The organism is Stenotrophomonas sp. RS-48 (genome assembly GCF_030053245.1).
GTDB lineage: Bacteria > Pseudomonadota > Gammaproteobacteria > Xanthomonadales > Xanthomonadaceae > Stenotrophomonas > Stenotrophomonas maltophilia_P.
Window position 1 is genome coordinate 61,484 of sequence record NZ_JASGBV010000009.1, and the last position, 15,786, is coordinate 77,269.

Sequence of the window (15,786 nt, forward strand, 5' to 3'; positions counted from 1 at the left end):
GGCGCCATGCTCGAGTGGACCGCCGCGCTGTGCAGCGTGCTGGGCGTATGGCTGATGGCGCGCCGGCGGCTGGCAGCGTGGCCGGTCGGCCTGCTGTCGGTGGCGCTGTACGGCCTGGTGTTCGCCGAGGCCAGGCTGTACTCCGACACGCTGCTGCAGGTCGCCTTCGCCGGCTTCCTGGTCTATGGCTGGATCAACTGGCGCCAGCACGCCGCCGACGAGGGCAGCATCCGCATCGTGCCCCTGGCGCGCGGGAAACTGCTGCGTGACCTGATCATCGGCCTGTGCGGTGGCGTGGCGCTGGGCACGGTCATGCACACCTTCACCGATGCCGCGCTGCCATGGCTGGACGCGATGCTGACCGCCCTGAGCCTGGTCGGCCAGTGGTGGCAGGCGCGCCGCCATGTGGCGTGCTGGTGGGTGTGGATCGGGGTGGACGTGGTCTATGTGGGCGCGTACCTGTTCAAGTCGCTGCACGTCACGGCCGCGCTGTATGTGTTCTTCCTGGGGCTGGCAGTATTCGGCCTGCGCGCCTGGAGTGCGGCGGCGCGGGAGCGCGAGCTGCTGCCGGCGCGGTAGTGCCGCGCGGTACACCTCACTTCGGCTGCAGCACCAGCCCCAACCGCAACGGCTGGCGCATGTCGCCCGGTGGCGCCGACGACAGCGGCGCCGACTGCAGCGTCGCGCGCAGATCCGCGTCCGCCTGCGCATCGCCGAGGCTGTCGAATTCCAGTTTCGCGATGCGGCCATCGACTGCGATCCAGAGGCTGACCGGCAGCGGCGTGGGCACCTGTGGGTGCGCCTGCAGCCAGGCCAGCACGCGCTGCACCTTCGGGTCCTGCTCCTGCTGCAGGCGCTGCTGCAGCTCACTGCCTGCCGTGGCGGCGTAGGCCATCCAGTGCGGTGGAGCCTCATCGGCCGAGACGGCCCCGGCGCCGCCCAGCGCCAGAAGGCCGATCAGCGACGCCAGCGGTCGCCACCAGCGGCGGCGGTCGGCGCGAAGTACGGATTCCATGGCAGCACCCTCATGCAGTCGTCCAGCGCTCCATCGTCGACGGCGCGGATGACAGGCAGATGGCGGGCAGGCATCACCCGCCCAGGTCGGCCAGCACCTTGCGCGAAGGCGCGAAGAAGGTCACGCCGGTCATCGCGGTGGAGAAGTCCAGGATGCGGTCATGCAGCGGCGCAGGGTTGCCGATGAACATGCGCTCGAGCATCTTCTCGATCACCCACAGGCGGCGCGTGTAGCCGATGAAGTACGTACCGTACTCACCGCGCCCCGGATTGGCGAAGGGCATGTTGTCACGCAGGATGTCGTGCTCGCCGTCGGCGTCCTCGATGGTGCACAGCGTCTTGTGCGACTTCTGCACGTCGGCCGGCGCATCGTCCAGCTCGGTGTTGTCGTGCTTGGTGCGGCCGATGATCGCCTCCTGCACCTCGGTCTTCTGCGCGCGCCATGCGTCGAGGTTGTGCAGGTACTTCTGCACCACCACGTAGCTGCCGCCGGCATGCGCGGGATCCTCGTCGCCGACGATCGTGGCGTCCGGCAGCGACAACCCTTCCGGATTGGCCGTGCCGTCAACGAAATCGAGCAGGTCGCGGCCGTCGAAATAGCGGAAGCCGGCCACCTCATCGACCGTCTCCACCGCATCGCCGAACGCCATCAGCAGGTTGCGCTCGAACGCCACGATCAGGTCCATCGTGCGTGCCCGGATGTGGTACAGCAGATCGCCCGGGGTCGACACCGCGGTGTGGGTGGCGCCCTTGATCTCGCGGAACGGATGCAGTTCGCGCGGCGGCGTGCTGCCAACCAGCGGCTGCCACACACGGTGGCCGATCGCCACATTGCAGGTGAAGGTCCGTTCGATCTCGCGGATGGCCGTGTTCTTGATCAGGTCATCGGTGCTGGCCAGCACGTCGCGTACCTTCGCGATCGAGTCCGCATCATCCTTCACCTTCAGCACCAGGAAGGCGGCCGAGTGGGTCAGCGGCGCAGTGATCTGCTGCGGCTCGTTGTCGAGCGTGTGATTGAGGGCGGTGATCGGTGCGGGCTGGGAATTCACGGCAGTTCCTGCGGGCTTGAGGCGGGCGCATCGCGCATGGTGCAGCGATGTGCGGGCGATCATAGCGGAACGGCTTCCGCTGCGACGGAGCGGTTCTCAGTCGCGCGCCAGCCGCTTGGGGCGCAGAAAAGTGAAGCCCGGCGCTAGGCCGGGCTTCGATGGCGTGCGGGAGAGAGAGAGAGTCACACGCCAGTTACACGCACTAACGACAGAGCGTTTCTTACCAGGTGAAGCGCGGGCCGACGAACCACTCGCGGTCGCCCGCCTTGGCCAGCTTCACTTCGCCACTCAGGCCCCAGTTCTGGTTGAACTTGGCGGTGGCACCGACGCGGCCGTAGAACTCGCCGTCCGGGTTGTAGCCGTGCTTCTTGCTGAAATCTTCGTAGCCGGCCAGCGCGTAGCCTTCCAGGTACGGGTTGAACGCGGTGCGCACGCCCACTTCAGTGGAGTAGCCATTGAAGTCCAGGCCGCGCTTCTCGTCGTACTTCTGATAGGCCACGCGGGCCACCAGGTCGGTGTTCGGTGCGATGCCGTAGTTGTAGCCGACACCCAGGCGCCACTGGTCGACGTCATTCTTGAAGCGGTCGGTTTCCTGCGCGCTGTAGTCGCCGAAGATGTGGAAGTTCGGGTGGACGGCCACCGAGCCCTTCACGCCCCAGCCATCGGCGTCGCCGCCCTTGGCATCGGTGTTCACGTAGCCGCCTTCAACGTAGTTGTACGACAGGCCATCGGCAGCCGATGCAGCGAACGGCAGGGCAGCCAGCAGACCCAGGGCAAGCAGCGAATTCTTGTTCATCGGGACACACCTTTAATTATTTTGGTTTCGTCGACCGCCTCCCGGGAGGGGGAGAGAGGAGAGGCGGTCGACAGGTGTGAATTATCCGTTTGTTGGCGAAATCAGCCCTGAATATTGAACTGACCGGTACATGAATGAAGTTGCTGTTCAGGGAACTCCGGGGCTGGTCGACAGCAGCATGCTGCTGCATGCCAGCGCCACCTACCCGTCATGTCCCTTCAGGCGGCTGACACCTGTCACTGGTTCGGAAAGGCTCCGGCGCGAATAGTAGGCGTCACCGCCCGGCGCCACTGCGCCGGCACTCACCCAAGGGGACCTGTCATGAGCCTGTTCCAGCAACTCCTTTCGCATACTCCGATCTGGGTCTGGGTGCTGATGGTGTTTCTCATCACCCGGGGCATCGCCGCCATGAAGCCCGGCGAAACCTCGTTGCCCGCGCTGGCAATCGTGCCGGCGGTGTTCGCGGCATGGGGGGTGTGGTCCATCAGCCACCGCTACGGCGCATCGTGGTCGGCCTGGGGCGAGTGGCTGGTCGGCGTCGGCGCAGGAACGGGCCTGGGTTGGCTGTTGCTGCGCCGGGCGCGTGTGGCCATGAACCGTGCGACGGGACGGCTGTGGCGCAGCGCGGATTACAGCCTGCTGCCGCTGCTGCTGATCACGTTCCTGGTGAAGTATGGCTTCGAAACGGCGCTCGCAGTGTCGCCCGCGCTGAGCGCGAACTCAGGTTTCAGCGCTGCCTACCTGCTGCTGTCCGGTGGTTTCACCGGCATCTTCATCGGCCGCTACTGCCGGTATCTGTCGGCGGCGCGCCTTGAGGGGAGCACCCGGATGGGGGCTGCGGGCTGAGGCTGGCGTACCCGGGAGGCGGCGCACGGCGCCGTCACCCGGTGCCGGCTGCGGTCGTCGCCCCTGCGGCCTGCGCCAGCACTGCCGCTGCAGCGTCGCCCTTGCGCTCGCTGTAGCGATCCACCAGGTAGTCCGCCCGGCCCCGCGTCAACAGGGTGAACTTCACCAGTTCCTCCATGACATCCACCACCCGGTCGTAGTATGGCGAGGGCTTCATTCGTCCGTCCTCATCGAACTCCTGCCAGGCCTTGGCCACCGAAGACTGGTTGGGGATGGTCAGCATGCGCATCCAGCGCCCCAACACCCTCAGGGTGTTGACGGTGTTGAACGATTGGGAGCCGCCACTCACCTGCATCACGGCCAACGTTCTGCCCTGCGTGGGCCGCACGCTGCCGTCCTCCAGCGGCAACCAGTCGATCTGGTTCTTGAACACGCCGGTGACGGTACCGTGCCGTTCCGGGCTGACCCACACCTGCCCCTCAGACCACTGCGACCACGCGCGCAGTCGCTGCACTTCGGGGTGGCTCCTGTCCACGCTGTCCACCATCGGAAGCGCATGCGGATCGAACACCCGGGTTTCGCAACCCAGATGCTGCAGGAGCCGCTCGGCTTCCAGGGCCAGCTTGCGGCTGAACGACTGCGGCCTCAGCGAACCGTAGAGCAGCAGGATGCGGGGCGGTCCCAGATTCCCCGCGGCGAGCAGGCTGGGGTCGGGCTGGGGCAGCGAGGCTTCCCTCAGATTCGGCAGCTGGGTACTTGCGATCGTCTTATTCATTCGACTATTCTAGAAATATGGAAACGTCAAATGCAATCGTCGCGCTCACCGCGTTGGGCCACGCCACCCGCCTGGCGGCCTTCCGCCTGCTGGTGGAAGCCGGTCCAGCGGGGCGCGTGGCCGGTGACATCGCGGCGGCCCTGCAGGTGCCACCGGCCACACTCAGCTTCCACCTGAAGGAGCTGGTACAGGCCGGCCTGGTGGAGAACGAGAGCCAGGGCCGCAATGTCTGTTACCGCGCCAACTTCGCCGCCATGACCGGCTTGATCGAGTACCTCACGCACAACTGCTGCGCGGGTTCGCCGAGCGAGGAGTGCGGGCCCACTGCGCCCGCATGCAAGTGCTGAAGCCCGATCCAACCTCCTGCCATCACAACGACTGCACCATGACACGCAACGTCCTGTTCCTCTGTACCGGCAACAGCGCGCGCAGCGTCCTTGCCGAGGCCACGCTGCGAGCCTGGGGCGCTGAACGTTTCAATGCATTCAGCGCAGGCAGCCACCCCACCGGCCAGGTCAACCCATTCGCGCTCGCACAGCTGCAGGCCGAAGGAATCACCATCGATGGGCTGCGCAGCAAATCGTGGGATGAGTTCGTGGATGCTGCGCCCATGGACCTGGTGATCACCGTGTGCGATTCGGCTGCGGCAGACGCCTGCCCGGTGGTGTTTGGCGACTTCATTCGCAGCCACTGGGGCCAGCCGGATCCGGCCGCAGTTGCAGGCAGCGATGCCGAGAAAGCAGCCGCGTTTGCACGCGCGCATGCCATTGTGAAATCGCGGCTGCGTGCGTTGATCGATCTGCCCGGATCGTTGTGGTCCGACCGCGAGGCAATGCAGAACGCTCTGGATCAGATCGGCCGGCTGCAGCCGACCGACAGCACACCGTGACGGCGCCCGCGCGCATGCGCCTGTTCGAGCGCTACCTTACCCTGTGGGTCGCGCTGTGCATCGCGGCCGGTACCCTGCTGGGACACCTCCTGCCCGGCGCCTTTGCGGCACTGGCGTCCGCCGAAGTGGCCAAGGTCAACCTGCCGGTCGCGGCACTGATCTGGCTGATGATCATCCCGATGCTGCTGAAGGTCGACTACGGCGCAATGCGCCAGTTGCAGCAGCACTGGAAAGGCATCGGCGTAACGTTGTTCATCAACTGGGCGGTCAAGCCCTTTTCGATGGCACTGCTGGGCTGGGTATTCCTGCGTCACCTCTTCGCGGAGTGGCTGCCAGCCGGCCAGATCGACAGCTATATCGCCGGCCTGATCCTGCTGGCAGCCGCGCCCTGCACCGCGATGGTGTTCGTGTGGAGCAACCTGTGCCGCGGCGATGCGAACTTCACGTTGAGCCAGGTCGCGCTGAACGACGCGATCATGGTGGTGGCCTATGCGCCGGTGGTCGCGTTGCTGCTCGGCATGTCCGCGATCACTGTTCCGTGGGACACCCTGCTGCTGTCAGTGGGTTTGTACATCGTTGCACCTGTCGGTCTTGCCACCCTGCTGCGGCGCTGGATGCTTTCGCGCAGCGGCGAGGCTGGTCTGCAGCTGGCGCTGACCCGACTCGGCCCGGTTTCGCTGTCGGCCCTTCTACTGACACTGGTGCTGCTGTTCGGCTTTCAAGGTCAGCAGATCGTCGAGCAGCCGCTGGTCATCGGACTGATCGCCGTGCCCATCCTGATCCAGGTCTATTTCACTTCGGGCCTGGCCTATCTGCTCAACCGTCGTCTGGGCGTCGCCCATTGCGTGGCCGGCCCGTCGGCGCTGATCGGCGCGAGCAACTTCTTCGAGCTGGCGGTCGCAACCGCCGTCGGGCTCTTCGGTGTGCATTCGGGTGCCGCGCTGGCCACCGTTGTCGGTGTGCTGATCGAGGTGCCGGTGATGTTGTCGGTCGTTCGTATCGTGAACCGTACTGAAGGCTGGTACGAGAGGCAGGGTGCGGGTGACCGCGGGCGGTCGTAGAGGGCCGATGCCTGCTTCTGGCCCGCGCTGTCGCAATCGTCCAAGTTTCGCGGCACCCCGAAGCACTCAACCACGACTCGTGTCGCAAATTCCCCGAATGCGTGAGGCCCTTGCGCCATCAACGTCTGCGACTACTTAACCGTGTGCGAGGATGCTGAAAGCGTCGAGCATCGTGGGTTGAATACAACTCGGCTCATTGGCGTTGCGCAGTGACACAGGTACAGATGCGGTGCCACCCCAAAAGGTGGCCGGGCATCGAAAACCCGTGGAGTTGCTTGATTACGGTTGCCAGCCGGTGTCACCTCGTGTGGTGCCGGCTGGCAACGCGTCCGCCGGCCATGGCGGGCGGAGCGTGGAGGCCTTGTGCCTGCCGGCCTAGCAACCTCCCGGTTTTCGAGCCACGTCTCCGCCCGCCACCTTTATCCGTGGCGGCTACCGTCTGTCCTGCACGGAGCCTCATCAATGACCACACCCGAGTTTCCCCCCCCCGCATTCCGACAGCGCGCCGGCCAACGACGCCGATGCGACCCCCCAACAGTCCCCGTCCGACCCCAACACCTTCGTCGCCACGCTGAAACGGATCGGCAGCGGCGCAGCCGCCGATGGCCTGCCCTGGCCGGAACGCCATCCGCTGCCTGGCCGTCAGCTGGCGCTGGCCGACGCCGACTGCGCGCACGCCGGCCTGCGGGTGGCGCTGGAGATGCTGCTGGCCGCCGAGCGTGTCCGGCAGAACGGGCCGGAGGAGCAGTACGTGGGCGATCGCGTGATGGAAGGACTGGTGATGGCCTGCCTGTCACTGTCAGTGCAGGCCGGCACCTTGCTGCGTCCGGGCTGACAGGGACGTTTCGCGCACCCTCGGCCGCGTGATCCGGGGCCGGCCCGTGTGGTTATTCTTGGGGCCAGGCTTCTGCCACCGCCCGGGACTCTTCGCATGCGCCGACCCTTCCATGCCGCGATCCTTCTTGCCACCGTGCTGCTGGCCGGTCCTGCCCTCGCGCAGCACGCCAGCAGCGCACCGCCGCCCGCTGAACGCCTGCCCGACGTGGCACTGCCTGGGGCACTGGATCGCGTGCTGCGCGACTACGAGCGGGCGTGGAGCGCGGGCGATGGCAAGGCACTGGCGGCGCTGTTCGCCGAAGACGGATTCATCCTGCAGAGCCACCAGCCGCCGGTGCGCGGGCGCGACGCGATCGCGGCCGCCTACGCCGGACAGGGCGGGAGCCCGCTGCGCCTGCGCGCGCTGGCGTACGCGGTGGACAGGAGCACGGCCTACATCATTGGTGCCTACACGTTTGGCGGCAACGTCGGCGATACCGGAAAGTTCACGCTGACGCTGAAGCGCGCGGGCGATGGACCCTGGCTGATCTTCTCGGACATGGACAACGGCAACGCGCCGCCACGGGCGCGGTGATCGGGCGTTGCAGTGGATCCACGCCATGCGTGGATATGCTGCACGCGTGATGCCAAGCAAGCTTGGCACCCACCAAAGCCTGTGTCCGGTCCGGCACCCGCATGGGGTACTCCCTGATGAAAAAACCCCGGCGCTTGGCCGGGGTTTTCGGTTACTTGAACAGCGTGTCCGGATATTCCGGTTTCTGTTCGCGCGCCAGCAATGCGCGCAGGCCCTCTGCCGGGGTCTGCTCGCCGTGCAGTACGGCGCGTACGCCATCGGAGATCGGCAGGTCGATGCCGTGTCGGCGTGCCTGACGCATCACCTCATCGGCCGTCTGCACCGATTCAACCACCTGCCCGATCTCGCGCACGGCATCCTGCAGCGTCTGCCCGCGGCCCAGGGCCAGGCCCAGGCGGCGGTTGCGCGACAGGTCGCCGGTGCAGGTCAGCACCAGATCGCCCAGGCCCGCCAGACCCATCAGGGTTTCCGGCTTGGCACCGATTGCCGCGGCCAGCCGCAGCATCTCGTTGAGGCCGCGGGTGATCAGGCCGGCACGGGCGTTGAGGCCCAGCTGCATGCCATCGGCAACGCCGGTGGCCACGGCCAGAACGTTCTTCATCGCGCCCCCCAGCTCGGCACCGACCATGTCGTCGCCGGTGTAGGCACGGAACGCCGGGCCATGCATCGCTTCGGCCACGGTCTGCGCGAACGCCGGCACGTCGCCGTGCACGGTGATCGCGGTGGGCAGGCCCTGGGTGACTTCCTTGGCGAACGACGGCCCGGTGACGACAGCCAGCGGCACGTCCTCGCCGAGGATCTCGCGCGCGACTTCATGCAGGAAACGGCCGGAGCCGGGCTCGAAACCCTTGGTCGCCCAGGCCAAGCCGGCACCGGCCGGACGCAGCGGCGCCAGCGCGCGCACGGTCTCGTTGAACGCGTGCGACGGGGTCACCACCAGGATCCAGGCGGCACCGTGCACCGCCGACGCCAGGTCGGTGGTGGCATGCAGGCTGTCCGGCAGCGGGATGCCCGGCAGGTAGCGCGGATTCTCGTGGCGCTGGTCGATGGCCTCGACCACGGCGGCATCACGCCCCCACAGCACGGTCGGATGACCGTGCCGGGCGAGCAGGCTGGCCAGCGCGGTTCCCCAGGAACCGGCGCCCAGCACGGCGATCTTGTCAGCGGTAGTGCTCATCCGTGACGTCGCGGCGGATTCAGGCGTTGCCGGCCGGCTCGGAGTCAGCCAGCGACGGTGCGTCGCCCTGCTCCTGGCGCTGGCGCAGGGTTTCTGCGTACAGGCCTTCGAAGTTGATCGGCTGCAGGAAGAACGGCGGGAAGCCGCCGGCCTGGATCAGATCGCTGACCAGCTGGCGCACGTAGGGGAACAGGATGTTCGGGCACTGGGTGCCGAGCAGCACGTCGATCGACTGCGGGTCCAGGCCGACCAGGCCGAACACGCCGGCCTGCTTCACTTCGGCCACGTAGGCGGTGCGCTCACCGGCCTGGCAGGTCAGGGTGACGGCCAGCACGACTTCGAACGCGTTCTCACCCAGGCGCTGCACCTGCTGGTTCAGATTCAGCTGCAGCTCCGGCTGCACCTGGTCATTGAAGATGGTCGGTGCGTTCGGCGACTCGAAGGAGACGTCCTTGACGTAGATCTTCTCGACGGTGAAAGCGGGACCGGTAGCGGCATCGACCGGCGCAGCGGCGCCGTTGGTGATCTCTTCGGACATTTCCAGTAACTCCAGGTGAATGCAATGAAAACTAGGGTCGAATTACTGCGATGGGGGCGGCATCAGGCCCATACAAGGCCGGATCCGCCACCTGCGGCAATCAGTTGCGGCCCTTGACCAGCGGCAGTTCGGCCTGCTGCCAGGCGGGAATGCCGCCCTCGAGCACGAAGACCTTTTCGAAACCGGCCTTCTTCAGCGCCTTGGCGGCGGTTTCCGATGCGTTGCCGTTTCGGCACACCAGAACCACCGGCGCCTGCTTGGCGCTGGCCACGAGCTTGTGCTCCGGGCCGAACGCGCTGGCCTGCGCATTGCGGCTGCCGGCGATGTGGCCCTTTTCGAAGTCACCGCTGGCGGACAGGTCCACCACCACCGTGCCGCCCGCATTCATCAGCTGGGTCAGTTCGGCGGGCTTGATGCCCTTGAAGCCCCGGAACAGGCGGCGGATTTCGGTGACGATGAGGGCCACGGTCAGGCCGACCAGGGCCGCGGACAGCATCGGGTTTCGGCCTGCAAAGGCCAGCAACTCTTCGTAATTCACTCAGGTCACGGGTCGATAAGCGGGCGCCGATTGTCGCACAAGCCGGACGCGGCCCGTCACTGCCCCTGCCACAGATCCGGCAGGCCACCGGCCTGCCACCAGCGCTTGGCCTCGGCATCCCAGCGCCACCGCTCGGTCACCACCACGGTGCGCTCGGCCTGGGTGTTCTGGTTGATGACGCCGATTTCCACCCGGCGCTCGACCTGGCCATCGGGCAGCGAGGCGCTGCTGCGCTCGCGGTAGGAGGACACCCGCAGCTGTGCATAACGGTTGAGCTCGAACTCGGTGGGCGGCTTTTCCTTGCGCAGCACCGGATCCAGGTAGCCGATGGCGTCGTCCATGCTGCCCCAGCGGATCGTCGCCCCGTAGGCGATCTGGGTCTCTTCCAGCATCTTGCGCTGCTTGCGGCTCAGCTCGTCGGCACCGGCCATGGCGCTGACCAGCAGCAGGGAACTCAACAGGATCTGGATGAGGCGGCGCATCAGGGGTTTCCGCAGGGCGTCAGCCTGCCATCCTACCCTTTGGCGAAGGCAACGAAGCGACCGCTGAACTCGGCAGCGGCCCGGCCGTCGGCGGCCGGCTGGGTAGCGATGATGCTGATGCGGGCCTTGCGACGCTGGCGGAAGGTGGCCAGGAAAGTGTCCCAGGCACCGCTTTCGGCCGCCTCGGCCTGCGCGTGCAGGTCTTCGTAGACCGGTGCCAGGTAGCGCAGGTTGCTGTCGGCCACGTAGACCTCGGCGTCGTGGCCGGCCAGGCGCAGGCGCAGGCTGACCAGCGCCCAGCCGGACAGGGTCAGCACCGAGGCCAGGCTGCCGCCGAAGGCGTTGCCCTTGTCGTTGACGTTCGCCGTCAGCGGCGCGGTGATGCGCAGCACGCCATCGGCATAGCCGTCCAGGCGGATCTGCATGGCACGGACCGCAGGCATGCAGTCCAGCACCTCCTGCAGGGAGGCCAACGAGGAGCTCAGGGCATCAACAGACATCGGAGCAGCAACCACGACAACGGCGGGCCCGCATAATGCAGGCAATGGATGACCATACGATACCCACTGGCAGCGCGTGCCGCGGCGCGGGCTGGACGCTGATCTCGCTGCGTCCGCAGGGCCAACATGCGGCGCTGCGCCGCGCCGTTGCTGGGCTCGGCGGGCAGCTGGTGGCGCTGTCGCCGTGGCGGCTGCAACGCTTGCAGGGCCCTGCCGTGGTGCGCCAGCTGCAACGCGCGCTGAACTGCGATCGGGTGGTGTTCACCAGCCCCGCAGCCGTCACGGCGGCTGCCGCGCTGCTGCCGCTGCGCCCGGCGCAGCACAGCCCGTGGCTGACGGTCGGCGAGGGCACCACACGCGCGTTGCAGGCGCACGGCATCAGCGAGGTCCACGCGCCGCAGCGGATGGACAGCGAGGGGCTGCTGGCCCTGCCGGTACTGGCGGCGGTACAGGGCCTGCGGATCGGGCTGGTCACCGCGCCCGGTGGCCGGGGCCTGATTGCCGCCCGGCTGCAGGCGGCGGGTGCCAGCATCGAACGTGCCGATGTCTATCGGCGCCAACCACTGCGCCTGTCGCCTCGCGCCCTGTCACGGCTGGGAGAGTGTTCTGCGCCCTGGCTGATGGCGGTCAGCAGCGGTGAAGCCCTGCAACGTGTGTGGGAGCAGCTGTCGCCGCAGTGGCAGCAGCGGCTGCAGGCCCATGCCACCGCACTGGTCGCCAGCGAACGGCTGGGCGTGCAGGTGCAGGCGCTGGGCCTGCGGGTGGTACGCAGCGCGGGGCCGACCACCCCGCAGTTGATCGCCGCTGCACACACCACGCTCACCGGGCCGGCAGCGACCTGAACAGGGACGTGGGTCACGCTTGCCGCTGTCGTCGGCAACAGGGATGCTGTGCCTGACGCTGCCTGCCGGAACCCTTCCGGCGACGCCGCCGACAAGGAAGCCTGATGAACGACACCGCCCCCGTTTCCCCACCCCGCCGCTCCCTGCGCTGGCTGCTGCTGCCGCTGGCGGTGGTGGCCGTGCTCGGTGCAGGGGGCTATGCCGGTTGGCGTTTCTGGCAGCAGCAACAGCATGAGCAGGAAGCACAGTCGCGGACGATGGCGGTGCAGTTGCAGGGCCTGGAGGCCACGCTGGATGCGCTGCGTCGCCACCAGCGCGCAACCAGCCAACGCCTGCAGGACGCGGCCGCAACCAACCGTGTGCTGCGCGACGAGATGCTGGGCCTGTCGCAGCGCAGCGCGCTGCTGGAGGAAAACCTCGCCAAGCTCGCCGACAGCGCCAACCAGGGCCGGCAGGCCGTGCAGCGCGACGAGGCCGAACTGCTGCTGACCCAGGCCGCACAGCGCTTGAACTACGCCGACGATGTCGAAGGTGCCCGCCGTCTTTATGCACAGGCCGCGACCGCGCTGGCCGCGCTGCCCGACAGCGAGGGCCTGAACCTGCGCCAGGCGCTGGTACAGGAGCGCGATGCCCTCGATGCGTTGGGTGCCGGACCCCGCGTTCAGGCGCTGCAGCGACTGGATGCGTTGGCCGGCGCCCTGCAGGGGCTGCCGACCCAGGTGGCCAGTACGCCGGCCGGCGACCAGACGCGAGCGTGGTGGCAGGCCGCTCTGGCGCCCTTCGTCGATATCAGCCCGAGCCGCCAGAACGGTCCGCTGACCGCCGCCGAACGGCGCAACGCCGACGATGCGCTGCAACTGGAACTGACCCTGGCCCGGGCGGCGATCGAGCGCGGCGACCGTGCCGGCCGTGACGCCGCGCTGTCGCGCGTGGAGCAGTGGGCACAGCGGCGCTGGCCGGATTCACCGGCCCTGCGCGCGCAGCGTGCTGAACTGCAGGCCTTGCGCGAGCTTCCCTTGCAGACCAGCAACACCGTCCTAGGCAGCACCCTGCAACAGCTGCGCACCCAGACCGACCGGAGGCTACCCGAATGAAACCCCTGCAATCCCTGGTCGTGCTGTTGCTGGCCGTGGCCATTGGTGTGGTCGCCGCGCAATGGCTCGGCACCGACGATCTCAACCGCTACGGCGAAGTGATTCTGCGCTATGGCGGCTACGACTATCACAGCAACCTGCCGAAGGTGGCGCTGCTGACTGTGATTGCAGTCCTGGTGCTGTGGCTGCTGTGGAGCCTGATCGCCGCACCGTTCCGTGCGTGGGGCCGCTACCGCCGCAAGCAGGGCCGGGTGCGCCTGATCGATGGCCTGCAGGCTTACGAGCACGGGCAGTGGCAGCGCGCGGAAAAGCTGCTCGACGGCGCCGCCAAGGATCCGGAAGTGAGCGCGGTGGCGCTGGCCAATGCCGTGCGCAGTGCACAGGCACGTGCTGACGCCAGCGCAGGTGAGGCGCTGCTGCAGCGGCTGGGTGAATCCGATGCCACCCTGCAGGCGCTGCTGCGCGCCGAGCAACTGCTGGCGCGCGACCTGCCGGTGGACGCGATCAACGTGCTGGACGTGGCCGCGATCCAGCCGCTTCCGCCGCGTGGCCTGTGGCTGCGCACCGAGGCACTGGCCCGCGCCGGTCGTGCGCACGAAGCGTATGGACAGCTGGGCGCCCTGCGTCAGAGCAAGGTGCTGCCGGCCGAATCCAACAGCGAACTGGAAGCGCGCCTGGCCGCGCAGGCGCTGCTGGAAGCGGCCGACGTCAATGCGTTGGCCGCGCAGTGGGAAGCCACGCCGAAAGCGCTGCGGCCGACCCCCGACGTGGTGGGCGCCTATGCCAGCCGCGCGGTGGCGCTGAACTGGGACGAGCCGGCGCTGCTGGCGCTGGAGCACGCCCTGGACCAGCGGTGGGACGACGAACTGGTGGCCCTGTATGGCCGCCTGCCGGCCGAACGCCTCGCCACCCGCCAGGCCAACCTGCAGCGCTGGCGCAACGTGCATGACGATTCGGCGGCGCTGCGCCTGGCACAGGGCCGCGTCGCCCTGGCCCAGCAGCAATGGGACGCTGCCGATACGTTCCTGCACGAAGCGATCGCCAGCGGCGCCGGTGCCCCGGCCTGGGAAGCGCTGGGTGAGCTGTTCGCCCAGCGGGGTGAACATGCCCTGGCTGCACAGTGCCTGGCCAACGCGCTGCGCCTGCAGCGCGGCGAGGACAGTGTGGCGCTGGTGCGCACGGCAGGGGCCGGTGCCGATGAAGTGCCGCCGCGCGCCACCGTGGAAGATCTGCCGACGGTGCCGCAACCGCCGGTGTACAACGCCAACGAAGAGCGCGACGAGTTCGGCAACCCCCGTCTTCCCTGACCGGTGCAGTGCCGGCGAAGGGTCGGCACCCCACCGGGTCCGCAACGAAAAAGCCGCCCATCCGGGCGGCTTTTCCATGTACAGCCTTCTGCAGCGATCAGCGCTCGACGATCGCCACCACGCCCATGCCGCCTGCCGTGCAGATCGACACCAGCGCGCGGCCGCCGCCGCGTTCGGCCAGCTGCTTTGCGGCCGTGGCGATCACACGCGCACCGGTAGCGGCAAACGGGTGACCGGTAGCCAGCGACGAGCCCAGCAGATTGATCTTGTCCGGATCGATGCGGCCCAGCGGTGCCTCCAGGCCCAGCCGGTTGCGGCAGTAATCCTCGCTCTCCCACGCGCGCAGGGTGCACAGCACCTGTGCGGCAAACGCTTCGTGGATTTCGTAGATGTCGAAGTCCTGCAGAGTCAGGCCATTGCGCTTGAGCATCTCAGGCACGGCCACGGTCGGTGCCATCAGCAGGCCTTCGCCGTGCACGAAATCGACGGCCGAGACATGCGCATCGCGCAGGTAGGCCTGCGGCTCGTGCCCGTGGGCGCGGGCCCATTCCTCGCTGGCCAGCAGCACCGCCGCGGCACCATCGGTGAGCGGCGTGGAGTTGGCGGCGGTCAGGGTGCCGCGGCCGGACACCTTGTCGAACGCAGGCTTCAGCGTGGCCAGCTTTTCCAGCGAGGTATCCGGGCGCAGGATGTTGTCGCGCTCCACGCCGCGGAACGGCGCGATCAGGTCGTTGAAGAAGCCACGCTCATAGGCGGCGGCCAGCTTCTTGTGCGAGGACACCGCCCACTCGTCCTGCGAGTCGCGCGAGATGTTCCATTCCTTGGCCATGTCCTCGCAATGGTCGCCCATGCTCTTGCCGGTGCGCGGTTCGGCCACGCCCGGGAACTCGGGCTTGAGTTCGGAGAACTTGAAGCCGGAAGTCAGCGCGCGGATCTTGTCGCCGGTGCTCTTGGCGCGGTTGGCGGCCAGCAGGCGTGCACGCAGCTTCTTGCCGTACACGATCGGCACGTCGGAAGTGGTGTCCGACCCGCCGCCGATGCCCGATTCGATCTGGCCCAGGGCAATCTTGTTGGCGACGGTGATGATGCTGTCCAGCGACGTGCCGCAGGCGCGCTGCAGGGTGATGCCCGGGGTGAGCGGCGACAGCCCAGAGGACAGCGTGGCTTCGCGGCCCAGGTTCCAGTCGCTGGAGTGCTTGATTACCGCACCCATCGCCACTTCACCCAGCTGCTGGCCGTGCAGGCCGAAGCGTTCGACCAGCGCACCCAGCGTGCGTACCGACATGCCGAGGTTGCCGACATCCGAATACGCGGTGTTCTGGCGGCAGAACGGAATGCGGACGCCACCGAGAATGGCGACGGGACGAGCGTTGGGCATGGAGATACCTGGCATGGATGAGGGTGTCTGCAACATGGCCTGCACGACAGAGCAGGCATAATGGGGCCAAGTGTAGCTGCCGCCCTGTG

Annotated in this window: 19 protein-coding genes and 1 pseudogene; 10 read left to right on the forward strand and 10 right to left on the reverse strand. The window is 67.7% G+C overall.

The window, feature by feature from the left end; all coding sequences use genetic code 11:
- The first annotated feature begins 6 nt into the window (after positions 1-6).
- The gene (pnuC, locus tag QMZ25_RS02115; protein ID WP_053518445.1) at positions 7-579 is read left to right on the forward strand and encodes a nicotinamide riboside transporter PnuC; all 573 of its coding nucleotides are present in this window, start codon (positions 7-9) and stop codon (positions 577-579) included.
- 16 nt (positions 580-595) lie between these two features.
- Here the strand turns inward: pnuC and QMZ25_RS02120 are convergent, their stop codons facing one another.
- The 3 genes from QMZ25_RS02120 to QMZ25_RS02130 all read right to left on the reverse strand — a co-directional run bounded on the left by QMZ25_RS02120 (position 596) and on the right by QMZ25_RS02130 (position 2,859).
- Positions 596-1,015, reverse strand: coding sequence for a hypothetical protein (locus QMZ25_RS02120; RefSeq protein WP_283219048.1), 420 nt, complete (start codon positions 1,013-1,015; stop codon positions 596-598).
- A 73-nt stretch (positions 1,016-1,088) separates the two neighbouring features.
- Positions 1,089-2,063 (reverse strand): Dyp-type peroxidase, encoded by a 975-nt coding sequence (locus QMZ25_RS02125; RefSeq protein WP_283219049.1) that lies wholly within the window; start codon positions 2,061-2,063, stop codon positions 1,089-1,091.
- A 220-nt stretch (positions 2,064-2,283) separates the two neighbouring features.
- Positions 2,284-2,859, reverse strand: a complete 576-nt coding sequence (locus QMZ25_RS02130) for an Ax21 family protein (RefSeq protein WP_065174160.1) — start codon at positions 2,857-2,859, stop codon at positions 2,284-2,286.
- Between the two features lie 321 nt (positions 2,860-3,180).
- On the opposite strand from QMZ25_RS02130, the gene QMZ25_RS02135 reads away from it, so the two are divergent.
- Positions 3,181-3,705, forward strand: a complete 525-nt coding sequence (locus QMZ25_RS02135) for a DUF6622 family protein (RefSeq protein ID WP_283219050.1) — start codon at positions 3,181-3,183, stop codon at positions 3,703-3,705.
- 34 nt (positions 3,706-3,739) lie between these two features.
- On the opposite strand, the gene arsH is transcribed toward QMZ25_RS02135, so the two are convergent.
- Positions 3,740-4,480: an arsenical resistance protein ArsH gene (arsH, locus tag QMZ25_RS02140; RefSeq protein WP_065182062.1), complete on the reverse strand. Its 741-nt coding sequence runs from the start codon at positions 4,478-4,480 to the stop codon at positions 3,740-3,742.
- Between the two features lie 17 nt (positions 4,481-4,497).
- Here arsH and QMZ25_RS02145 point away from each other — a divergent pair, with 17 nt between their 5' ends.
- The 5 genes and pseudogenes from QMZ25_RS02145 to QMZ25_RS02165 all read left to right on the forward strand — a co-directional run bounded on the left by QMZ25_RS02145 (position 4,498) and on the right by QMZ25_RS02165 (position 7,841).
- A complete protein-coding gene (locus QMZ25_RS02145; RefSeq protein WP_053518034.1) occupies positions 4,498-4,827 on the forward strand; it encodes a metalloregulator ArsR/SmtB family transcription factor in 330 nt (109 codons plus the stop codon).
- 38 nt (positions 4,828-4,865) lie between these two features.
- A complete protein-coding gene (locus tag QMZ25_RS02150) occupies positions 4,866-5,369 on the forward strand; it encodes an arsenate reductase ArsC (protein ID WP_065182163.1) in 504 nt (167 codons plus the stop codon).
- A 14-nt stretch (positions 5,370-5,383) separates the two neighbouring features.
- Positions 5,384-6,430 carry an ACR3 family arsenite efflux transporter gene (gene arsB / locus QMZ25_RS02155; protein WP_283219051.1) on the forward strand — a complete coding sequence of 349 codons (1,047 nt, stop codon included), beginning with the start codon at positions 5,384-5,386 and terminating at the stop codon, positions 6,428-6,430.
- Positions 6,431-6,953: 523 nt separating this feature from the next.
- A pseudogene (locus QMZ25_RS02160) lies at positions 6,954-7,265 on the forward strand (hypothetical protein); the annotation flags it as partial.
- A gap of 96 nt (positions 7,266-7,361) precedes the next feature.
- Positions 7,362-7,841, forward strand: a complete 480-nt coding sequence (locus QMZ25_RS02165) for a nuclear transport factor 2 family protein (protein ID WP_283219052.1) — start codon at positions 7,362-7,364, stop codon at positions 7,839-7,841.
- A 151-nt stretch (positions 7,842-7,992) separates the two neighbouring features.
- Here the strand turns inward: QMZ25_RS02165 and QMZ25_RS02170 are convergent, their stop codons facing one another.
- The 5 genes from QMZ25_RS02170 to QMZ25_RS02190 form a co-directional block, all read right to left on the reverse strand.
- The gene (locus QMZ25_RS02170; RefSeq protein WP_283219053.1) at positions 7,993-9,018 is read right to left on the reverse strand and encodes an NAD(P)H-dependent glycerol-3-phosphate dehydrogenase; all 1,026 of its coding nucleotides are present in this window, start codon (positions 9,016-9,018) and stop codon (positions 7,993-7,995) included.
- A 19-nt stretch (positions 9,019-9,037) separates the two neighbouring features.
- Positions 9,038-9,556 (reverse strand): protein-export chaperone SecB, encoded by a 519-nt coding sequence (secB, locus tag QMZ25_RS02175; protein WP_004153553.1) that lies wholly within the window; start codon positions 9,554-9,556, stop codon positions 9,038-9,040.
- A 100-nt stretch (positions 9,557-9,656) separates the two neighbouring features.
- Positions 9,657-10,094: a rhodanese-like domain-containing protein gene (locus QMZ25_RS02180; RefSeq protein ID WP_053518043.1), complete on the reverse strand. Its 438-nt coding sequence runs from the start codon at positions 10,092-10,094 to the stop codon at positions 9,657-9,659.
- A 56-nt stretch (positions 10,095-10,150) separates the two neighbouring features.
- The gene (locus tag QMZ25_RS02185) at positions 10,151-10,576 is read right to left on the reverse strand and encodes a hypothetical protein (protein ID WP_065182065.1); all 426 of its coding nucleotides are present in this window, start codon (positions 10,574-10,576) and stop codon (positions 10,151-10,153) included.
- Between the two features lie 32 nt (positions 10,577-10,608).
- On the reverse strand, positions 10,609-11,076 hold the full coding sequence (locus tag QMZ25_RS02190; protein ID WP_053518047.1) for a YiiD C-terminal domain-containing protein: 468 nt from the start codon (positions 11,074-11,076) through the stop codon (positions 10,609-10,611).
- 35 nt (positions 11,077-11,111) lie between these two features.
- On the opposite strand from QMZ25_RS02190, the gene QMZ25_RS02195 reads away from it, so the two are divergent.
- The 3 genes from QMZ25_RS02195 (at position 11,112) to QMZ25_RS02205 (ending at position 14,319) form a co-directional block, all read left to right on the forward strand.
- On the forward strand, positions 11,112-11,918 hold the full coding sequence (locus tag QMZ25_RS02195; protein WP_283219054.1) for a uroporphyrinogen-III synthase: 807 nt from the start codon (positions 11,112-11,114) through the stop codon (positions 11,916-11,918).
- A 104-nt stretch (positions 11,919-12,022) separates the two neighbouring features.
- The gene (locus QMZ25_RS02200; protein WP_283219055.1) at positions 12,023-13,012 is read left to right on the forward strand and encodes a uroporphyrinogen-III C-methyltransferase; all 990 of its coding nucleotides are present in this window, start codon (positions 12,023-12,025) and stop codon (positions 13,010-13,012) included.
- Positions 13,009-14,319 (forward strand): heme biosynthesis HemY N-terminal domain-containing protein, encoded by a 1,311-nt coding sequence (locus tag QMZ25_RS02205; protein ID WP_053518053.1) that lies wholly within the window; start codon positions 13,009-13,011, stop codon positions 14,317-14,319. The genes QMZ25_RS02200 and QMZ25_RS02205 overlap by 4 nt, the downstream gene beginning before the upstream one ends.
- Before the next feature lie 97 nt (positions 14,320-14,416).
- Here the strand turns inward: QMZ25_RS02205 and QMZ25_RS02210 are convergent, their stop codons facing one another.
- Positions 14,417-15,712: an acetyl-CoA C-acetyltransferase gene (locus QMZ25_RS02210; RefSeq protein WP_111186508.1), complete on the reverse strand. Its 1,296-nt coding sequence runs from the start codon at positions 15,710-15,712 to the stop codon at positions 14,417-14,419.
- Between the last annotated feature and the right edge of the window lie 74 nt (positions 15,713-15,786).